Origin of the sequence: Paenibacillus sp. GCM10027629, assembly GCF_042676425.1 — a bacterium.
Lineage (GTDB): Bacteria > Bacillota > Bacilli > Paenibacillales > Paenibacillaceae > Paenibacillus_K > Paenibacillus_K terrigena.
Genome location: NZ_JBHTGZ010000017.1, coordinates 56,634 through 74,135, shown reverse-complemented (window position 1 = coordinate 74,135; position 17,502 = coordinate 56,634). Strand labels below are relative to the sequence as shown.

General features: G+C 48.1%; 13 protein-coding genes and 1 pseudogene. 5 read left to right on the top strand and 9 right to left on the bottom strand.

Features of this window, described 5'->3' with window-relative positions; translation table 11 throughout:
* Window positions 1-85: 85 nt before the first annotated feature.
* The 9 genes from ACFQZR_RS26010 to ACFQZR_RS25970 all read right to left on the bottom strand — a co-directional run bounded on the left by ACFQZR_RS26010 (window position 86) and on the right by ACFQZR_RS25970 (window position 9,717).
* Window positions 86-928, bottom strand: coding sequence for an alpha/beta hydrolase (locus ACFQZR_RS26010; RefSeq protein ID WP_379351263.1), 843 nt, complete (start codon window positions 926-928; stop codon window positions 86-88).
* Between the two features lie 54 nt (window positions 929-982).
* Window positions 983-1,744: an alpha/beta hydrolase gene (locus ACFQZR_RS26005; RefSeq protein WP_379351262.1), complete on the bottom strand. Its 762-nt coding sequence runs from the start codon at window positions 1,742-1,744 to the stop codon at window positions 983-985.
* 11 nt (window positions 1,745-1,755) lie between these two features.
* Entirely contained in the window at window positions 1,756-2,781 is a 1,026-nt protein-coding gene (locus ACFQZR_RS26000) for a FecCD family ABC transporter permease (RefSeq protein ID WP_379351261.1), read from the bottom strand.
* Complete coding sequence (locus tag ACFQZR_RS25995) at window positions 2,774-3,784, bottom strand: FecCD family ABC transporter permease (protein ID WP_379351260.1); 1,011 nt, start codon at window positions 3,782-3,784, stop codon at window positions 2,774-2,776. The genes ACFQZR_RS26000 and ACFQZR_RS25995 overlap by 8 nt, the downstream gene beginning before the upstream one ends.
* Before the next feature lie 23 nt (window positions 3,785-3,807).
* Window positions 3,808-4,794, bottom strand: coding sequence for an ABC transporter substrate-binding protein (locus ACFQZR_RS25990; RefSeq protein ID WP_379351259.1), 987 nt, complete (start codon window positions 4,792-4,794; stop codon window positions 3,808-3,810).
* A gap of 123 nt (window positions 4,795-4,917) precedes the next feature.
* Window positions 4,918-6,567 (bottom strand): AraC family transcriptional regulator, encoded by a 1,650-nt coding sequence (locus ACFQZR_RS25985; protein ID WP_379351258.1) that lies wholly within the window; start codon window positions 6,565-6,567, stop codon window positions 4,918-4,920.
* Between the two features lie 74 nt (window positions 6,568-6,641).
* A complete protein-coding gene (locus ACFQZR_RS25980) occupies window positions 6,642-6,974 on the bottom strand; it encodes an antibiotic biosynthesis monooxygenase family protein (protein ID WP_379351257.1) in 333 nt (110 codons plus the stop codon).
* A 191-nt stretch (window positions 6,975-7,165) separates the two neighbouring features.
* The gene (locus ACFQZR_RS25975) at window positions 7,166-8,650 is read right to left on the bottom strand and encodes an ABC transporter substrate-binding protein (protein WP_379351256.1); all 1,485 of its coding nucleotides are present in this window, start codon (window positions 8,648-8,650) and stop codon (window positions 7,166-7,168) included.
* A gap of 188 nt (window positions 8,651-8,838) precedes the next feature.
* Entirely contained in the window at window positions 8,839-9,717 is an 879-nt protein-coding gene (locus ACFQZR_RS25970; RefSeq protein WP_379351255.1) for an AraC family transcriptional regulator, read from the bottom strand.
* A 183-nt stretch (window positions 9,718-9,900) separates the two neighbouring features.
* Here ACFQZR_RS25970 and ACFQZR_RS25965 point away from each other — a divergent pair, with 183 nt between their 5' ends.
* The 5 genes and pseudogenes from ACFQZR_RS25965 to gnd all read left to right on the top strand — a co-directional run bounded on the left by ACFQZR_RS25965 (window position 9,901) and on the right by gnd (window position 17,459).
* Window positions 9,901-12,114 carry a GH92 family glycosyl hydrolase gene (locus ACFQZR_RS25965; RefSeq protein WP_379351254.1) on the top strand — a complete coding sequence of 738 codons (2,214 nt, stop codon included), beginning with the start codon at window positions 9,901-9,903 and terminating at the stop codon, window positions 12,112-12,114.
* Window positions 12,115-12,336: 222 nt separating this feature from the next.
* On the top strand, window positions 12,337-13,068 hold the full coding sequence (locus tag ACFQZR_RS25960; protein WP_379351253.1) for a GntR family transcriptional regulator: 732 nt from the start codon (window positions 12,337-12,339) through the stop codon (window positions 13,066-13,068).
* Window positions 13,061-14,602: a gluconokinase gene (gene gntK, locus ACFQZR_RS25955; RefSeq protein ID WP_379351252.1), complete on the top strand. Its 1,542-nt coding sequence runs from the start codon at window positions 13,061-13,063 to the stop codon at window positions 14,600-14,602. The genes ACFQZR_RS25960 and gntK overlap by 8 nt, the downstream gene beginning before the upstream one ends.
* Window positions 14,603-14,626: 24 nt before the next feature.
* The gene (locus tag ACFQZR_RS25950) at window positions 14,627-15,973 is read left to right on the top strand and encodes a GntP family permease (RefSeq protein ID WP_379351251.1); all 1,347 of its coding nucleotides are present in this window, start codon (window positions 14,627-14,629) and stop codon (window positions 15,971-15,973) included.
* Between the two features lie 76 nt (window positions 15,974-16,049).
* Window positions 16,050-17,459 (top strand): annotated as a pseudogene (gnd, locus tag ACFQZR_RS25945) (decarboxylating NADP(+)-dependent phosphogluconate dehydrogenase).
* The last annotated feature ends 43 nt before the right edge of the window (window positions 17,460-17,502 follow it).

Genomic DNA, 17,502 nt, shown 5'->3' with positions numbered 1-17,502 from the left:
TACCACATCAGCCAATTTTCATTTATTGAACCCACTCCGATGAATGACAAAAAAGGCCAACCCGACATCACAGGTTGACCTTCTCTTACTTCATATTGTCCGAGCACGTTCTGCTTGCGTAGCGCAATGCCCGACTAATCAGAACCGGGAGCACCGACGTATGATTCTCCTCCGCGAAAACCCGGAACTGCACCTCGAGTCCTTGTCCCTCCAAGGAAGATAAGCGTACAGCCATCGTCTCCGCAAGTTCGAACATACGGCTCGGATGCCGTTCTTCGAGCTCCCCCATAGCAATCATTAATCCCGCATCGACTTTCTGCTGATCCAAACGCTGCACGAACTCCGCTTCTTCATCCCGCAGCAGCTGGCGACCAAAATGAATCGAAGGACTGCCTGCAATGTATGTCCGGAATGCTTCCGGCTTCGTGAACAGCGTATGTAATACGAATAACCCTCCAAGCGAGTGTCCGAATAAGCTCTGTCTCGCTCGATCAATCGTCACTTGCTGCTCAATCGACGGCTTCACTTCCTCCTCCAAGAATCGGTGGAATGTATCTGCACCGCCGTGTTCGGGCCATTCTTCTCTGCCTGGTAATGTCGGCAATTCATCACGCGGTATCGGAAGCGAGTAGTCAACCATCCGTGCCGGGTCGAAGGGCTCCTCCGTCCGGTACCCGATTCCGACGACGACATGCGGCAGAACGCCTGTCTTCTCCGGCCTACGACTCTGCAACCGCACCGCTTCCACCATCGTTCCGAATACAGAATTGCCATCGAGCACATAGATGATTGGATAACCCGTGGAGGGTGGTGGATCATGAGGAACAGCGATCATAATCTGGTATTCTCGATCCCCTTGCTTCGAGCGTATATATTGCTGCCATGTACGCGGCAGCGCCACTTCCTGCCCCGGAATGGGTAAGGTCATTACTGTTGTACGATCTTCAGAATTATGCAGAATGGATACGCCTCCTTCATCCTTCTATTCACGATAAAGCCAGGTAAGCGCAGATGGGAACCTTCGAGCAAAAGCCCCTGCCACATGACTCGCTCCCTCATCCATAATTAGCGTGAGCTGCTCGGAACCCAGTCCGACAGCCTGCAGATGGGCATATACTTGTTGTGTTCGGGTCACCATTTCCCGTTGAACCGTCTGCTTACCTTCACCCTCTCGGCTCCCAACATCCATATAAATCCTCTGATTCCCGCATCGCTCCACCGTTTGCGAGACGATGAATTCCACGAACCCCTCGTACCAATAGGATCCGGAAATCGAGCCGATTCTTCCGAATGTTTTAGGGTGTCGATAGGCCCCGTACATCGAGATCAATCCGCCGAGCGACTTACCGAGAAGCCCTGTGACATCGGCTCTTGCATCCGTGCGAAAGGTTTTATCGATATAAGGCTTGCACTGCTCCACGATGAAGGAGAGGTACTTATCGCCTTGACCGCCGAAGTCTGAAACGGTTCGTTGGTCAGACAACCGAGGTGCAGTCCAAGGCGTATAGTCATCCATTCGCGCATGAGACGCTATACCCACGAAGATCATCTCGGGAAGCGTACCCTCCGCGAACAGCGCTTCGATCTCAGGCAGCGTATTATGAATAGCCGGATCGAACAGATCCCCTCGATCATGCATGTACACAACAGGATAGATCCTTGTCGTCATCAGGTTATAGCTTGGCGGTAAATAAATGAGCAGCTCGCGCTGCCCCAATTGATGTATACGGATCTGTCCATTCATGGCTTCGCCTCCTATTTCCGTCCTCGACGAAGTAGATAGATGAAGTAAGGCACGCCAATAATCGAGATGACAATACCGACTGGCAGCTCCACCGGCTGAAATACCGTCTTCGAGATGAAATCGGAGGCTACGACGAGCAGCATACCCATCACGCCGCTAATCGGCAGCACATAGCGATGGCGTATGCCGACGAGCCGTTTCGTGATATGCGGCGCGATCAATCCGACGAAGCTGATGTTGCCGGATACCGATACACAGGCGCTGACCACCCCAATACAGCAGAGCAATAGGATACTCTTCTCTTTCTCTGTCGCTACCCCAAGACTCTTCACGCTGTTCTCTTCGAGCTGGAACAGATCGAGCAGATGGGCTTTCCACATCATGATCGGAAGAAGAATGATCAGCCATGGCAGCATGGCGACAATATAGGTCCAATTGGCATCCCAGATGCTCCCCGTTAACCAGACGGTCGCCATCTCGAAGTCATTCGGCTTCATCTTCAGCGATAAAAATAATGAAACTGCCCCAAAGCCGGATCCGATCGCAATCCCGACCAGAATAAGCCGCTGGGGATCCAGCTTCCCGCGATTCCAAGCGAACAGGTAGATGAGGGCGGCTGCGCTAAGTCCGCCTGCCAGGCCGAATAACGGCTTCGCCATCATGGCGAACCAGCCCGCACCTTGAATGCTGCCCTGGAAGAAGAACATGAAGACGACGATGGCTGCCCCTGCGCCCGCATTGATCCCCAGAATCCCGGGATCTGCCAGCCCGTTACGCATCAAGCCTTGAACCACCGCTCCGACAACACCAAGGCCGAAGCCGACCAGCATCGCAATCACAATCCGCGGCAGCCGGAATTCAAAGATGACCAGATCATGCGATGGATCGGGATTAATCCGCAACAGCGTCTTCACCACTTCCGCAAGCGTCATGTCGAATGCGCCGTTGGTCAGGCTGACATATACGGCAGCCAACGTCAGGAGACATCCGATCAACAGTACGAATCCGAATCGCATCGTTCCAGAATGATTATGCATGCTTACCGCCCCCTCGTTTACGTATTAGATAGAGGAAGAACGGTACGCCGATCAGTGAAGTAACGACGCCGATCGGCGTCTCGAACGGATAATTCAAGAACCGGCTCAGTACATCGGATAGACCAAGGAATATCGCTCCAAGTACGCCTGCGGCCGGAACAATCCGTCGATAATCGATGCCGACAAGGAATCGCGTAATATGTGGGACGATGAGCCCTACGAACGCAATCTTCCCTGCAAGCGCGACCGAAATGCCGGTCAGCATGACGACGGCTAGCGTCGCAATAACTTTGACCAGCACCGTGCGCTGGCCGAGTCCTCTTGAAATATCTTCTCCCAGCGATAACACCGTCACCGATTTCGAGATCGCCACCGCTAGAATCAAGCCGACAATACCGAATGGGATCGCGATCTTCACGAGCTCCGGCGTCATGAGATGCATCCGGGCATTATACCAGAAGCTCACATCCTGCGAGATCTGAAAATAGGAGGCAAGCCCCGCCGACACACCGCTTAGGAACGTCCCGGTTATCAATCCAATCACAGCCATATTCACGGGCGACATGCCGCCAGGCACCAGTGTTGCGAGGCTGAAGACAACCGCCACACCGATCAATGAGCCGATCATCGAGAAGAGGATCATCTCCATCGCCGAGTTGCTCTCCGGCATGAACACCATGCAGATCGTAATGGCAAAGGCCGAACCGTCCGAGACCCCCATGATCGATGGTGAAGCAAGATAATTACGCGTCATCCCTTGCATCAATGCCCCGGACACAGCCAAGAACGCTCCGATCAGGAGCGCTCCGATGGCTCTTGGCAATCGTGAGTGGATCACGATCTGATGATCGACGTTCTCGGGGTCAAAATGAAAGAGTGCATCCCACACTGTGCTCATGGGCAAGTTCTTCGCGCCAAATAGAATCGATGCGATCACAATGCCGACCATGATGAGGGGGGAGCCCCATAGGAGCAGGCTCCCTATTCCTTTAACTCGTCGCATACATACCACTCACTTCATTGTCATTAGTTCAACTTCTCAGCCAGCGCCTTCAAGAAGTTGATCTTGCTCCATGCTGTTCCACCTTGTGCATCCGGGTCGATGAGGTTGACAAAGACCTGGTTGTCCTTCACGGCTTTCAAGTTCTTCCAGATTGGGTTGCCCTCGATATCCTTCATCACCGTAGGCGTTGCCTTGTTCTCAGATTCAGAATATTGAAGGATGATATAATCCGGGTTCATCTCACTCAATTTCTCAAGGGAGAGCGTCTCTTGCCCTTTCGCTGCTTTCACTTCCTCCGGTGCTGTAAATCCAAGATCCGTGTACAGCAATGGGTTGAAGAATACTTTGTCGGAGTAGAGCATCAAGCTGCCTGCGCGAACCCGAAGGGCAATGACTTTCTTATCTTTCAATGTCGATTGAATCTTACCTTTCGTCGCTTCGAGCTCATCTTGATATTGCTTCAGAATCTTCTCCGCCTCATCCTGCTTACCTGTTAATTCCGCGAGCAAGCGAAGGTTCGCGTCCCAGTTCTCCGACAAGTGGGATACCGGGAAGGTTGGTGCGATTTTGCTCAGCTTCTCGCCCACTTCCGGCTTGAACTTCGTGGAACTCAGAATGACGTCCGGCTTCATCTTCAGAATGCTTTCAAAGTTCAATTGAATTTTCTCCCCAGTTGATTCGCTCTTGCTCGTAATCGGCTTGAACATCTCCGCGAATTTCCCGCCCGAAGTCATCGCCCCAACCGGTTCAACATTCAACACCAATGCATCTTCCATGGACTCCACGGTGCCGGTGATAGCAATCCGCTCGACTTTGGCAGGTACAGTGTACTCTTGGCCTAAATATTGAATATCGCGCGTTGCGCCGTCTGTCTTACTCTCTGCCGGCTCCGCAGCCGTTGATGTCGTCGTTGTCTCTGCCTTTGGCGTTGCTGTATCTGCCTTTGAACCGCATGCAGCAAGGGCTGCTGCGAGAATCGCAATCATACTGATCATTAATAACTTCTTCATGCTCTTTCTCCATCTCCCTATTCCATTTCATCTAGAAATCGTTTCAACCTGATTGATAACGATTCTCATTCTTAATTATAGGGACAGGGTTAACCATGGACAATGGACATTATCCGGCAATTCTCATGGACGATTTCCTGATAGCAGCTGTAACGTCTCCTGCACGACTCGCTCCATCGCTTCCGCGGTATAATGTCGCCAAGGGTCAGAATTCAGCCGATATAGATGGTGCAGCCGGACGGCCTTCATTTCTTGCCAACTCGGTGCATGCTGCACTGCCTCCCAATGCTGCAGCGTCTCTTCTTCTTGCTGAACAAGCACAAGCAGATAATCCACATCGAGCTTGACCAAAGCCTCCATTGACAATCGTTCCTCATAGATCGCCTCACGGTACACCACTGCAGGCTTCATCTGCAAATCACCATAGAAGACCTCAGCCATCGTTCGATTGCTGTAGGCATAAATTGCATTTCTCGTAATGCGTATGATAAGACAGGTTCCCCCTTGTACCGCAGCATGCAGCTTTTCTCTCGCACGGTTCATCCGCTGCTCATATTTGCCCAGCCATGTCTCGGCTTCTTCTGTCTCTCCTAACAGCTCCGCCGTAAGCTTCAGCTGCTCTCGCCAAAATAGGCCTTGTGCGGGAATATAGTAGACCGGCGCAATCCGCTCTAGCTGTTCCTTCTCCTCGCTTGATGCCTCTGCTGGACATAGAATGAGCTCTGGGCCATGCTCCGTCAGCTCCTGAATCTTCGAGGAGGAGGCATCATGCTGGCGATACGCACGGAGATGTACCGGGATATCCGCATGGTAGGTTCGATAATAATAGGCCGTCCACTTGGGATGCAGCGGGGCCGCGTAAGGAATGATTCTAAGCGGCAGCAAGAGCCCGATCATGTTCAGACTATAGGCAGCGATTCTTCTGCGCTTGCGCTTCATATAGACGGTTGGTGCTACGCCAATCTCCTTCTTGAACTTGCGGCTGAAATAAAACTCATCCTGATAGCCAACCTGATGCGCGATATCGCGCAGCTTCAGATTGGGCCTCGCCATCAGCAGCTTGGCGCGGTTCATGCGCAGCTCCGTCAAATAATCCATAGGACTCGTCCCATAATGCTTCTTGAATACATCGCCAAAATATTTCGGACTTAAATCCATCATGCGAGCAAGCTGCTCAATGGTCATGCCTTGATCCAGGTGCCGCTCCATATGCAACCTCACTTGTTCCAAGGTAGAGATGGAGGGCTGCTGCTTGAGTCGGTAGAATTGCATAACATGATAGATGAACTGCTCGAATGTATATTGACTTCGGAATCGTTCCAATGGATCATGGCTCTCGCGATAGTGCAGCACAGACTCGCACAGCGGAACGAGGGTATCTGTTGGCAGGACTGCAACCTCGCCGCGGCAAGGCAATAGTTCGCCCTGCACAGGATGCAGGTGCCGCTTGAATCCGCCCTGCTCTTGATAGATATCGATACGGAATAGATAGAGCTCGACATAGGACGCTGGATTCGATTCCACACTGAATGTATTATCTGCAGGGCAGAAATAAACCGCATGCGGCTGCATCCGGTGTGACGTCTCATCAATCGTCACGCCACCCTGTCCCTGACGGACATAGATCAGCACATGCGACTGCGTCAATTGCGGGTGAATATTCAGCATTTCCCCTTGCAGACAAGCTGCGTCACGAAGACGGAACATGAGGCCTTCCATCATGTTGACATCTTTCAAGTTTATTGTTCCAGATTGTTGTTCTCCTCCGGTCATTGAATCACTTCCTTTGTCAGTTGAAAAAAGCTATCAACCCCGCACATGGGGGCGATAGCTTCATTCGTTTATCGCTATGCTATGGATGACACGCCGCTCTTCGAGGATGCTACATCGTACGTGGCATGCGATCGGCTAACTATATATTCGGGCTGCGGCTTTCCTCTGGATTGACGATGTCCTTCAATATGCGCTTCGCTCGTCTCCCATTTCTTCCATGCTTCTTCCGATTCCCAGCGAATCAGCACGATTACTTCTTCATCGCTACCGCGACGCATACGCTTCACGAGCACGCTCAAATCGATGAACCCCTCCGATTTCTCGATAATCCCTTCACCGGTAAAACGCTGAACGATTTGATCCGAGAATCCTTCCTTCACGACAATCGTCTTCGTCTCAATGAACATTTCGATACCCTCCCATGGTCTCCTATGAACATGTATGTATACTCACATTCTATTGATAATGATTATCAATGTCAAATGAAAATGCATGATAAAGATATTACGATCTTGGGACAAAATAAAACGGGTACCCATCCTCTGATCAGAGGATCGAATACCCGCTTGCTTATGAACTTGATTTCAGAAGAAATCGATTATTTTTTGTTTGCTTTCCAAGCATCAAGCTGCGTTTGCATTTCTGCTTGTACTTTGTCGAGTCCCGCAGCTTTGAATTTCTCGATCGCTTTTGGCACATAGACTTTCGGATCTACAGATCCTGTGAATAGGGAAGGATAGAACTCTTCCTTCACGTTCTGAAGCGCTGCGATTTCAGTCTTCACGCTGTCCGGATTGAAGGAGAATCCAAGCAATGGCGCGTTTTTAGCCGAGTTGTTGAATTCAGCGAATTTCTCCCATTTGTCTTTTGGATCTGTTGGCATTTTATCAAGGATAAAGAAGTTACCGAGTGTGAATGTCGGCATGTCATAACGTTCTGTCTTCGCTGGCAAATATTCAACCGTTTGGTCATCGATACGTTTGTAGTGCTCGCCTTCGATTCCGTTGTTCACCAAGTTACGAAGGTATTTGTCCGTGTTCAGCAAGTTCAAGAATTGCATTGCTTTCTCCGGATATTTGGACGATGCGGAAATCGCATGCATCGAACCAAGAACGGACCAGTTATACACGTAAGCATCTGTGTAAGGTACCGATACGACTGGATAGCCTAAGGATTGGCTCCAGAGATTGTCTGCGAACGGTTGTGTATCCGGCATATCAACGAACCATTTGCCCGTCTTCATCTCATCGCCATTCGCTGCCGAAGCCACGTCTTGCTTCAAGTAACCTTTTTGATAGTACTCATGCATCGTTGTGAAATCTCTCATCGTCTCTGGCTGTTCCAGAATGTTCACGATTTTGAGGTCGCCATTATCATTCAGCGATACGCCAAGCGGCAAGTTCTCGTTGACTAGATCGTAGTACAGACCGAACTTGAAGTTCTTGTCCCCGGAAAGTGGATACAATCCTTTCTCTCCTGCTTTCACCTTAGCAAGCAACGGCTCAAGGTCTTGAAGCGTCTTCACACTATTAATGTCTAGCTTGTACTTATCAACAAACTGCTTGTTGAAGCGGAATACCTTCTGCGCCGGCAGCTCTTTATTCACCGGAATGGCGAATGTCTGACCGTCGATTTTGGCACCTGCAAGGAAGGACGGATGAATCGCCTTCTTCATGTCTTGTCCATATTTCTCAATGAGCTCGTCCATTGGATAGAACAAGCCTTTCTTCGCGTTGTTCACATAATCGAATGCCCAGGAAGAAGTAAATGCAATATCATAAGGTTCGCCTGTTGCTGCGATAACGCCCATCTTCTGGTTGTAATCACCGAAGTCGAACATTTTCATTTTGATCGTGACGCCGATTTTCTCTTTCGTATATTCGCTCACTTTCTCCATGACTTTATTTAGATCCTTCTGTGGCGCACCAATCGTGTACCAGAGAAGCTCTACCGGCTGTTCTGCCGTACCCTTGTCAGCGCTTTCAACTTGGTCCTTATTCTTACTTCCACACCCAGCCAAGACGATAGATGTCAGCATCAACAGACAAAATGTCGTGAGCAGCATTTTCTTTGCTTTGGTCATGTTGTTTCAATCCCCTTTTGTATGAAATTCAAGCGGTTACTGGTAAATCTTGATTGCTATTTAAGATTAAACAAAATAATACGCTTACAAAAGTCGACAAACTATAGATTTTGTGTACAAACTAAAGAAAGGTGTCTGGAACATTCATCCAGTCGGATTTTCGCTCCGTCAACCTTCCCTATTTCCCTTTATAAATCCAAGGCTATTCCTTTATTCTTCCGATAGGCCGTTGGCGACATGTGCATGCGCGACTGGAATACCCGCACGAAGGTAGAGTACGATTTAAAGCCAGCTTCATAAGCAATGTCTGTAATCTTCAAATTCGTACTGATCAATAAATTACATGCGTGTGCGATTCGAATCTGCTCAAGAACCGCATAATAATTCTCGCCGGCCAATTGTTTGAATGAAGCGCTAATATAAGAGACACTATAGTTAAACTTCTTCGCGAGCGTCTCAAGCGTAATATCTTCCTTGAAATGATGGTACACATAAGAGATAATCTCTCTCATCCCTCGCATGGACTGGACCTCTCGATGCTGGGAAGGACTTGGTTCGAGATGACTTTGTCGATAGCGGTCGAAGAGAACGAACACCTGAATGAGCTTCGCTACGAACATGACGCGGCTCCAAGGATGCCCTTCCTGTATTTCCACATGCATCTGTTCGAGCAGCGTCAGAATCTCGGCCGCTGTCTCGTCATCGAGCCGGTAAGTGGTATTCGGATCAGACTCTGCTCCTTGCAGCAAGCGGTGCAGATCAAAGAGCGTGTCCCCGCCGAAGAATGCTTTAAGTCCAATCGCACCGACGTAGAGATATAGCTCTTCACCCGGCTCAATTTTGATCTCATGCACTTGGTGCGGGAATAGGAAGGTGAGCGTGCCGGGAACTAACTCCTTACTAACGCCATTAATTAATTCCGTTCCTCGGCCTTTAAAAGCATAGGTATATTCAATAAAATGGTGCACATGTGCAGGGATATGCGTCTCAAGATGATGGATTTTCAGTGTAAAAGGAAACTCGCCATGAACCTCGTCATCGCCTTGCAAATAATACGGAAACATCATTTTTTTTGCCTCTTTCTAGCATTCACAGCCATCATGACATTACGTCCTGATCTATTTTATCATGAAAAGTGATAGATATTCTAAAATATTGATAGGCGAGCGGTACATCTCATTCAATACAATGATACTAACGTGACCTGAAGACAGATCCGTTAAAATGGTTGTTCAAAAAGGAGTGTAGACATGAACAAAATTGCTTACGTGAATCCCCTGCAAGGGACCGATTCCATTTATCCATATTCGAATGGCAATACACTGCCGTTAACTTCATTGCCCTTCGCGATGAACGCTTGGGCGCTGCAAACCTCCGAAGCCGGCGGCGGCTGGTGGTTCAGCCCGAACCATAACCGCACGGAAGGCTTCCGTCTGACGCACCAACCAAGTCCATGGATTGGCGATTACGGCCATATGGCCTTCATCCCGCAGACGGGTCCGCTCAAGACCTCAGGCCATGATCGCTCATCCTCCTTCCGCAAGAAAGATTTGGTCGTGCGTCCAGACTACATGAAGGTTCATCTGCTTCGCTACCAGACGACGATGGAACTCGCGCCAACAGCACGCTGTGCGAGCATTCGTCTGACCTATAAACGCCGTGATGAGGCCCGCTTCATTCTGGCGCCATTCCCAGGCGAGACAACCATGCAGATTGACACGGCGAACAACACCTTAACGGGCTACACAACAGCAAAAGCGGGCGGCACGCCGGAGAACTACCGGATGTATTTCGCGATTCGTTTCAATTGCTCCATCGTTGGGGAGCTCAGCGGGTTATTCGATGCGAAGCATAACACGAACGCAGATCTTAACGGAACGGGCGAGCGTCTCGGTGCTTATGTCAGCTTAGAATTACCGGCAGACGGTATGGTCGAAGCGAGCTTCAGTACATCCTTCATTAGTCAAGAACAAGCCTTCACGAATCTGGATCGCGAGATCGGTCAGCAGTCTTTCGATGACATCCTTCAGGCTGCAACGGCCATTTGGGAGAAGCAGCTTGGCGTCATCGAGGTTGAGAGCGACGACCAAGAGAAGCTGAAGACATTCTATACAAGCCTTTACCGTACCTCCCTCTTCCCGCACGCGATTCATGAATTTACCGCAGACGGTGAGCAGGTTCACTTCAGTCCATACAATGGCAAGATCGAGAAAGGTCCGCTCTATGCCGATATCGGCTTCTGGGATACCTACCGGACATCCTTCCCGCTCTACAACTTGCTCTATCCATCCTTCGTGAATGAAATGATGCAAGGTTGGGTCAATGCTTACAAGGAGACCGGCTGGATGCCGAAATGGGCATCGCCGGGCGAACGCAGTATGATGCCGGGTACCCTTATCGACGTATCCTTTGCTGATGCGATTGTCAAAGGGAACACAGGATTCGATGTCGAAACGGCCTACGAAGGACTACACAAACATGCGACGACCGTATCACCGGACAATCGTTACGGACGGAAAGGCATGGGCGAGTATTTGAAATTCGAATACATGCCTGCCGATATTCACACACATGAGAGCGTATGTAACACGCTCGACTATGTGTATGGCGACTTCTGTATAGCACAGATTGCGAAGCATTTGGGTCGCGATGAGGAATACACGCAGCTCATGAAACGTGCGGAGCAATATAAACACCTGTACGATCCAGCTGTCGGCTTCATGCGTGGCAAACTGCAGGATGGCAGCTGGCTTGAGCCATTCGATCCGACCGTTTGGGGTGGACCGTATACAGAGGGCGGCGCTTACCAGAGCAGCTGGGCGGTTCAGCATGACCTGCTCGGACTCGCGGATTGCATGGGGGGACGTGAGGCTGCAAAAGAGCGGTTGGACGCGCTATTCGCGGCAGAACCTGAATTCAAAGTCGGATCATACGGCTTTGAAATTCACGAAATGTCAGAGATGGCCAATGTCGATTTTGGGCAGTTCGCGATCAGCAACCAACCGAGCTTCCACTTCCCATACATCTACACGGCACTAGGTTATCCGGCTTTGACGCAACAATGGGTTCGTCGGACCATGGATGAGTTATTCAGCTCCCACCCTGACGGCTTGCCAGGCGATGAAGATAACGGCAGCCTATGCGCGTGGTACGTATTCGGTGCGATGGGCTTGTATCCACTCAGCCCTGGGGTACCTGAATATGTGCTTGGAACGCCTTACTTCAAGAAGATGACGGTCCATCTGGAGAACGGCAAACATATCGTGATTGAAGCTGCGAATAACACGGCTGAGCACAAATATGTATCGGGTGTCCAGCTGAACGGGGAATCCGTATCGAGGCTCTATCTAACCCATGAAGAGCTTGCCAATGGAGGCGTACTCGCCTTCGAGATGAGCACCCAAGCACCTGCTGAGGTAAGCGATCTGGAGAAGCTTCCTTATGCGATGGCGAAAAATAAATAACATCAGCGTCCATCTATAGGACGATCACACAGAATAAGCCCTACGTTCCATCATCATGGAACGAGGGCTTATTTTCGATTCAATCGTCTGACGACAATGCGTGAACCTTCGAAAATAGAATTAAACAAAGTGGGTGGAATTGGTAGAAGATAACGCTTGCATAATCAATATTTAAGGGTATACTTGTATACAAGTATACTTGGTTGCAAAAGAGGTGAAGTTATGGTGGATTCAAAAGAATTTATTTATCCCGAAAAATGGCTTTCCAAAGCTTCGACTGGCGATCGTGTTGCAAGCGAACTTCGAATGCGCATTATTTCTGGCAAGATCGAAAGCGGTTCCATATTGTCCGAAAATAAATTGGCTGCCGATTTTTCAGTAAGCCGATCCCCCGTTCGCGATGCATTGAAAGTACTGGCATCTGAGAATATCATTCACTTGGAAAGAATGGGCGCCGTTGTCATTGGTTTAACCGAAAAAGAAATCAGCGAAATATATGATGTCCGTCTACTCATAGAAACGTTTGTCTTTGAACGGCTTGCGAATATGGACACGAACGAATTGGTAAAAGAATTAAATAAAATTATGGAAATGATGAAAATCGCCATCAAATATGAAGATGCGGATGAGTTTTCTTATCAAGATGTCTTATTCCATGAGACAATTATCCGTTCCATTCAACATTCCTACGTGCTGATGATTTGGAGTAATTTAAAGCCCGTTATGGAAAGCTTCATTCTATTATCGATGCGTACTCGTTTTAAAGAAAAGTACGACGACTTGGCGCGGATTATCAATAATCATGAACTTTATATACAAGCCATCGAAACAAAAGATCGAGCACTCATGATCAAATCCTTGCATCAAAACTTTGATGATGTTCAAAGGAAAGTCGATGACCTCTGGATGTCGCAGCAAATGTTATCTAAAGGAGTAGAACAAGAACATGAGTAGCTATATGTTAGGCGTAGATATCGGCACAACAAGTACCAAAGCGGTATTGTTCACCGACAATGGCGAAGTGATTCAAACCGAGAATATCGGTTACCCGCTTCATACACCGGATATGTCCACGGCGGAACAAGATCCAGAACAGATTTTTCAAGCCGTTCTGCAAACGATTTCAAATATTACAAAACAGCAATCGGATAAACAACCATCGTTTATTTCATTTAGCAGCGCCATGCATAGTGTCATTGCCATGGATGAAAATGACCAGCCGCTGACACCATGCATCACCTGGGCGGATAACCGCAGTGAAGCATGGGCACATAAAATTAAAAATGATATGAATGGCCATGACGTGTATAGACGGACAGGAACACCTATTCACCCCATGTCGCCGTTATGCAAAATTACATGGATTGTGAATGACCGTCCTGAGATCGCTGCCAAAACCAGAAAGTATATCGGAATCAAAGAATATATCTTTAAAAAATTGTTTGATCAGTATGTCGTCGATCATTCCCTCGCTTCATCGATGGGGATGATGAATCTTAACACGTTAGATTGGGATGAAGAAGCACTTCAAATCGCCGGCATAACACCTGCTCAATTATCTGAGCTCGTGCCAACCACCAACATATATAACCATTGCAATCCGGACTTGGCTCAAAGGATGGGTATTGATCCACAGACCCCTTTTGTCATTGGCGCCAGTGACGGCGTGCTCTCCAATCTAGGCGTTAATGCCATCGGAAAAGGCGAGATTGCCGTCACCATTGGGACAAGCGGAGCCATTCGAACCGTCATTGACAAGCCGCAAACCGATAAAAAAGGAAGAATATTCTGTTATGCCTTAACGGAAAAGCATTGGGTCATTGGCGGACCGGTCAACAATGGAGGGATGGTCCTTCGCTGGATTCGCGATGAACTTGCCTCCTCAGAAGTAGAGACGGCGAAAAGACTAGGGATTGATCCCTACGATGTATTAACGAAAATCGCTGAACGTGTGAGACCGGGGGCTGACGGATTGCTATTCCACCCCTATCTCGCAGGAGAACGTGCGCCACTATGGAATCCGAACGTACGCGGCTCCTTCTTCGGCTTAACGTTGTCACATAAAAAAGAGCATATGATACGGGCTGCCTTAGAAGGCGTTATTTATAATTTATACACCGTATTTCTAGCATTAACGGAATGCATGGACGGTCCTGTGACCCGGATTCAAGCAACGGGAGGCTTCGCGAGATCTGATGTGTGGCGGCAAATGATGTCTGATATTTTCGAATCTGAAGTCGTTGTTCCCAAAAGTTACGAAAGTTCTTGTCTAGGGGCATGTATACTAGGTCTCTATGCCACAGGAAAAATTGACTCTTTTGAAATCGTTAATAGCATGATTGGCAGTACCTACCAACACACACCAAAAGAAGAAGCAGCAAAAGAGTACAGACAATTACTGCCGATATTTATCAGCCTATCAAGAGTATTAGAAGACGATTATACACGGATTTCCAATTATCAAAGAAGCTTGACCAAAGACAACTAAGACAAACAGCAGGGGGAAATTACGATGCCATTAGTCATTGTAGCAATTGGGATTCTAGCATTACTTGGATTAATCATGGTCTTGAAATTAAATACCTTCATTTCATTAATCATTGTATCGTTCGGCGTCGCCCTAGCCCTTGGTATGCCGATGGGAGATATCGTTAAAACCATTGAAGCCGGCTTAGGCGGTACACTGGGCCATCTAGCTCTCATATTCGGTCTCGGTGCCATGTTAGGCAAGCTGCTCTCGGATTCCGGAGGCGCACAACGTATTGCCATGACCCTTGTGGACAAATTCGGTGAGAAGAACATTCAGTGGGCTGTCGTGACTGCCTCGTTTATTATCGGCGTTGCCCTATTTTTTGAAGTTGGATTAGTATTATTAATCCCTATTATTTTCGCCATTTCAAGAGAATTGAAAGTTTCGATCTTGTATCTCGGGATTCCAATGGCCGCAGCTTTATCCGTAACGCACGGATTTTTGCCACCCCATCCGGGACCTACCGCGATTGCCGGTGAACTTGGCGCAAACCTTGGTCACGTACTGCTGTATGGTTTTATTATTGCCATCCCAACGGTCATTTTGGCCGGACCTGTATTTACGAAGATTTCCAGAAAACTAATGCCGAACGCATTTACTAAAACCGGGAATATTAGCTCGCTAGGCGAACAGAAGGTATTCAAACTTGAGGACACACCTGGTTTTGGCATCAGTGTTTTTACCGCTTTACTGCCTGTTATCTTAATGTCAATCGCTACGATCATTACTTTACTGCAAAAAACAATAGGATTTAACGATAACGGATTACTCGCAACAATCCGGTTCATCGGGGATGCGGATGTGGCCATGCTGATTTCCTTATTAGTGGCCATCTATACGATGGGATTAGCAAGAAAGATTCCAATCAAAACCGTCATGGAGTCATGTACAACAGCGATTTCTCATATTGGTATGATGCTCTTAATCATTGGTGGAGGCGGCGCCTTCAAACAAGTATTGATTAATGGCGGCGTTGGCGACTACGTAGCCCAAATCTTTCAAGGCACTTCCTTATCGCCGATTTTGCTGGCCTGGATTATTGCTGCCATCTTACGTATTTCCTTAGGTTCTGCTACGGTTGCTGCATTAACAACGACCGGTTTAGTGCTTCCGATGTTAGGTACATCTGATGTTAATCTAGCTCTCGTCGTCCTTGCAACCGGAGCTGGCAGTCTCATTGCTTCCCACGTGAACGATGCTGGTTTCTGGATGTTCAAAGAGTATTTTGGGTTAAGCATGAAAGAGACATTTGCGACGTGGACTTTGCTTGAGACGATTATTTCCGTATCCGGACTAGGATTTATTTTATTACTAAGCTTGTTCGTATAGTTCTTTCCAGGCAGTAAAGGCTCAGCTTAAGTGGGGTTTTTACTGCCTATTAATCTTAGAAAAAAGGTGCAAACATATGTTGAACACAATTGGCGTCATTGGTTTGGGAGTTATGGGCAGTAATATCGCACTGAACATGGCTAGTAAAGGGGAACACGTTGCTGTCTATAATTACACAAGAGATTTAACCGATAAACTGGTCGAAAAAATGGATGCGGTAACGGTCCATCCGTATTACGAAATTCAAGATTTTGTGCAGTCCTTAGAAAAGCCAAGAAAAATCTTTCTTATGGTGACGGCAGGCAAGCCGATCGATTCCGTTATTGCTTCATTATTACCTTTTCTTGCGTCCGGCGATATCATCATGGACGGCGGCAATTCCCATTATCAAGATACGGAACGCAGATACGATGAATTACGTCCCAAGGGAATCGGTTATTTAGGGATCGGCATCTCCGGGGGAGAAGTCGGGGCTCTGTTAGGTCCTTCGATCATGCCAGGAGGGGATCGAGACGTATACGATAAAGTCGCGCCCATTCTTACCAAAATAGCGGCTCAAGTGAATGGCGACCCTTGCTGCGTTTATATCGGTCCGAGAGGAGCAGGACATTTTGTAAAAATGGTCCACAATGGGATCGAATATGCAGATATGCAATTAATCGCCGAAGCTTATACCTTTTTAAGAGAAAGGCTAGGGCTATCGGTGAATGAAGTCGCTGATATTTTCGAAACATGGAATTAAGGGGAACTCAAAAGCTATTTAATCGAAATTACAGCAGAAATTCTAAGAAAACAGGATGCCTTAACGGGCTTGCCGCTAATCGATGTGATTCTGGATAAAGCAGGTCAAAAAGGCACGGGCAAATGGACGAGCATCCAAGCGATTGATAATGGGATTCCGACTTCTATTATTACGGAGTCTTTGTATGCCCGATATATCTCATCTTTGAAAGAGGAACGTGTGATTGCGGAGAGCATCTTGGCAAGTCCCAACATAGATCAGGAGCATTTACATTTAGATAAAACCTTGTGGATTGACTACGTTAAACAGGCATTGTATATGGGGAAAGTTTGTGCATACGCGCAAGGATTTACACAATACAAAATGACTTCCGAACTGTACGGGTGGGATTTGCCTTTGAAGGATATTGCGCTCATTTTCCGCGGCGGTTGTATCATCCGTGCAGAATTTTTAAACGTAATCAGCGAAGCCTATGAGGCACAAACAGATCTTGCCAATTTATTAATTTCTCCATACTTCGCGGAGAAGGTATCGACATACCAAGACGCGTTGCGGGAGATCGTCTGTGAAGGGATGCGTTCCGGAGTTGCGCTGCCATGTTTAAGCTCATCGCTAACTTATTTCGATAGTTATCGGACCGGCATGTCGAATGCGAACCTTTTGCAAGCGCAACGTGATTATTTCGGTGCTCATACGTATGAACGAAGCGATCTGCCAGGCGTCTATCACACAGACTGGCAGTGATTCTCTCATCGCAAACGATGCGGCCTCCGTCCTGTGAAATTCA

Excerpts from the sequence above, each read along its gene's own strand:
- ACFQZR_RS25960 (WP_379351253.1), top strand. The coding sequence starts at position 12,337 with ATGGTGGATTCAAAAGAATTTATTTATCCCGAAAAATGGCTTTCCAAA.
- ACFQZR_RS25970 (WP_379351255.1), bottom strand. The coding sequence starts at position 9,717 with ATGATGTTTCCGTATTATTTGCAAGGCGATGACGAGGTTCATGGCGAG.
- ACFQZR_RS26005 (WP_379351262.1), bottom strand. The coding sequence starts at position 1,744 with ATGAATGGACAGATCCGTATACATCAATTGGGGCAGCGCGAGCTGCTC.
- ACFQZR_RS25985 (WP_379351258.1), bottom strand. The coding sequence starts at position 6,567 with ATGACCGGAGGAGAACAACAATCTGGAACAATAAACTTGAAAGATGTC.
- ACFQZR_RS25990 (WP_379351259.1), bottom strand. The coding sequence starts at position 4,794 with ATGAAGAAGTTATTAATGATCAGTATGATTGCGATTCTCGCAGCAGCC.
- ACFQZR_RS25975 (WP_379351256.1), bottom strand. The coding sequence starts at position 8,650 with ATGACCAAAGCAAAGAAAATGCTGCTCACGACATTTTGTCTGTTGATG.
- gntK (WP_379351252.1), top strand. The coding sequence starts at position 13,061 with ATGAGTAGCTATATGTTAGGCGTAGATATCGGCACAACAAGTACCAAA.
- ACFQZR_RS25950 (WP_379351251.1), top strand. The coding sequence starts at position 14,627 with ATGCCATTAGTCATTGTAGCAATTGGGATTCTAGCATTACTTGGATTA.
- ACFQZR_RS25980 (WP_379351257.1), bottom strand. The coding sequence starts at position 6,974 with ATGTTCATTGAGACGAAGACGATTGTCGTGAAGGAAGGATTCTCGGAT.
- ACFQZR_RS25965 (WP_379351254.1), top strand. The coding sequence starts at position 9,901 with ATGAACAAAATTGCTTACGTGAATCCCCTGCAAGGGACCGATTCCATT.
- ACFQZR_RS26000 (WP_379351261.1), bottom strand. The coding sequence starts at position 2,781 with ATGCATAATCATTCTGGAACGATGCGATTCGGATTCGTACTGTTGATC.
- ACFQZR_RS25995 (WP_379351260.1), bottom strand. The coding sequence starts at position 3,784 with ATGCGACGAGTTAAAGGAATAGGGAGCCTGCTCCTATGGGGCTCCCCC.
- ACFQZR_RS26010 (WP_379351263.1), bottom strand. The coding sequence starts at position 928 with ATGACCTTACCCATTCCGGGGCAGGAAGTGGCGCTGCCGCGTACATGG.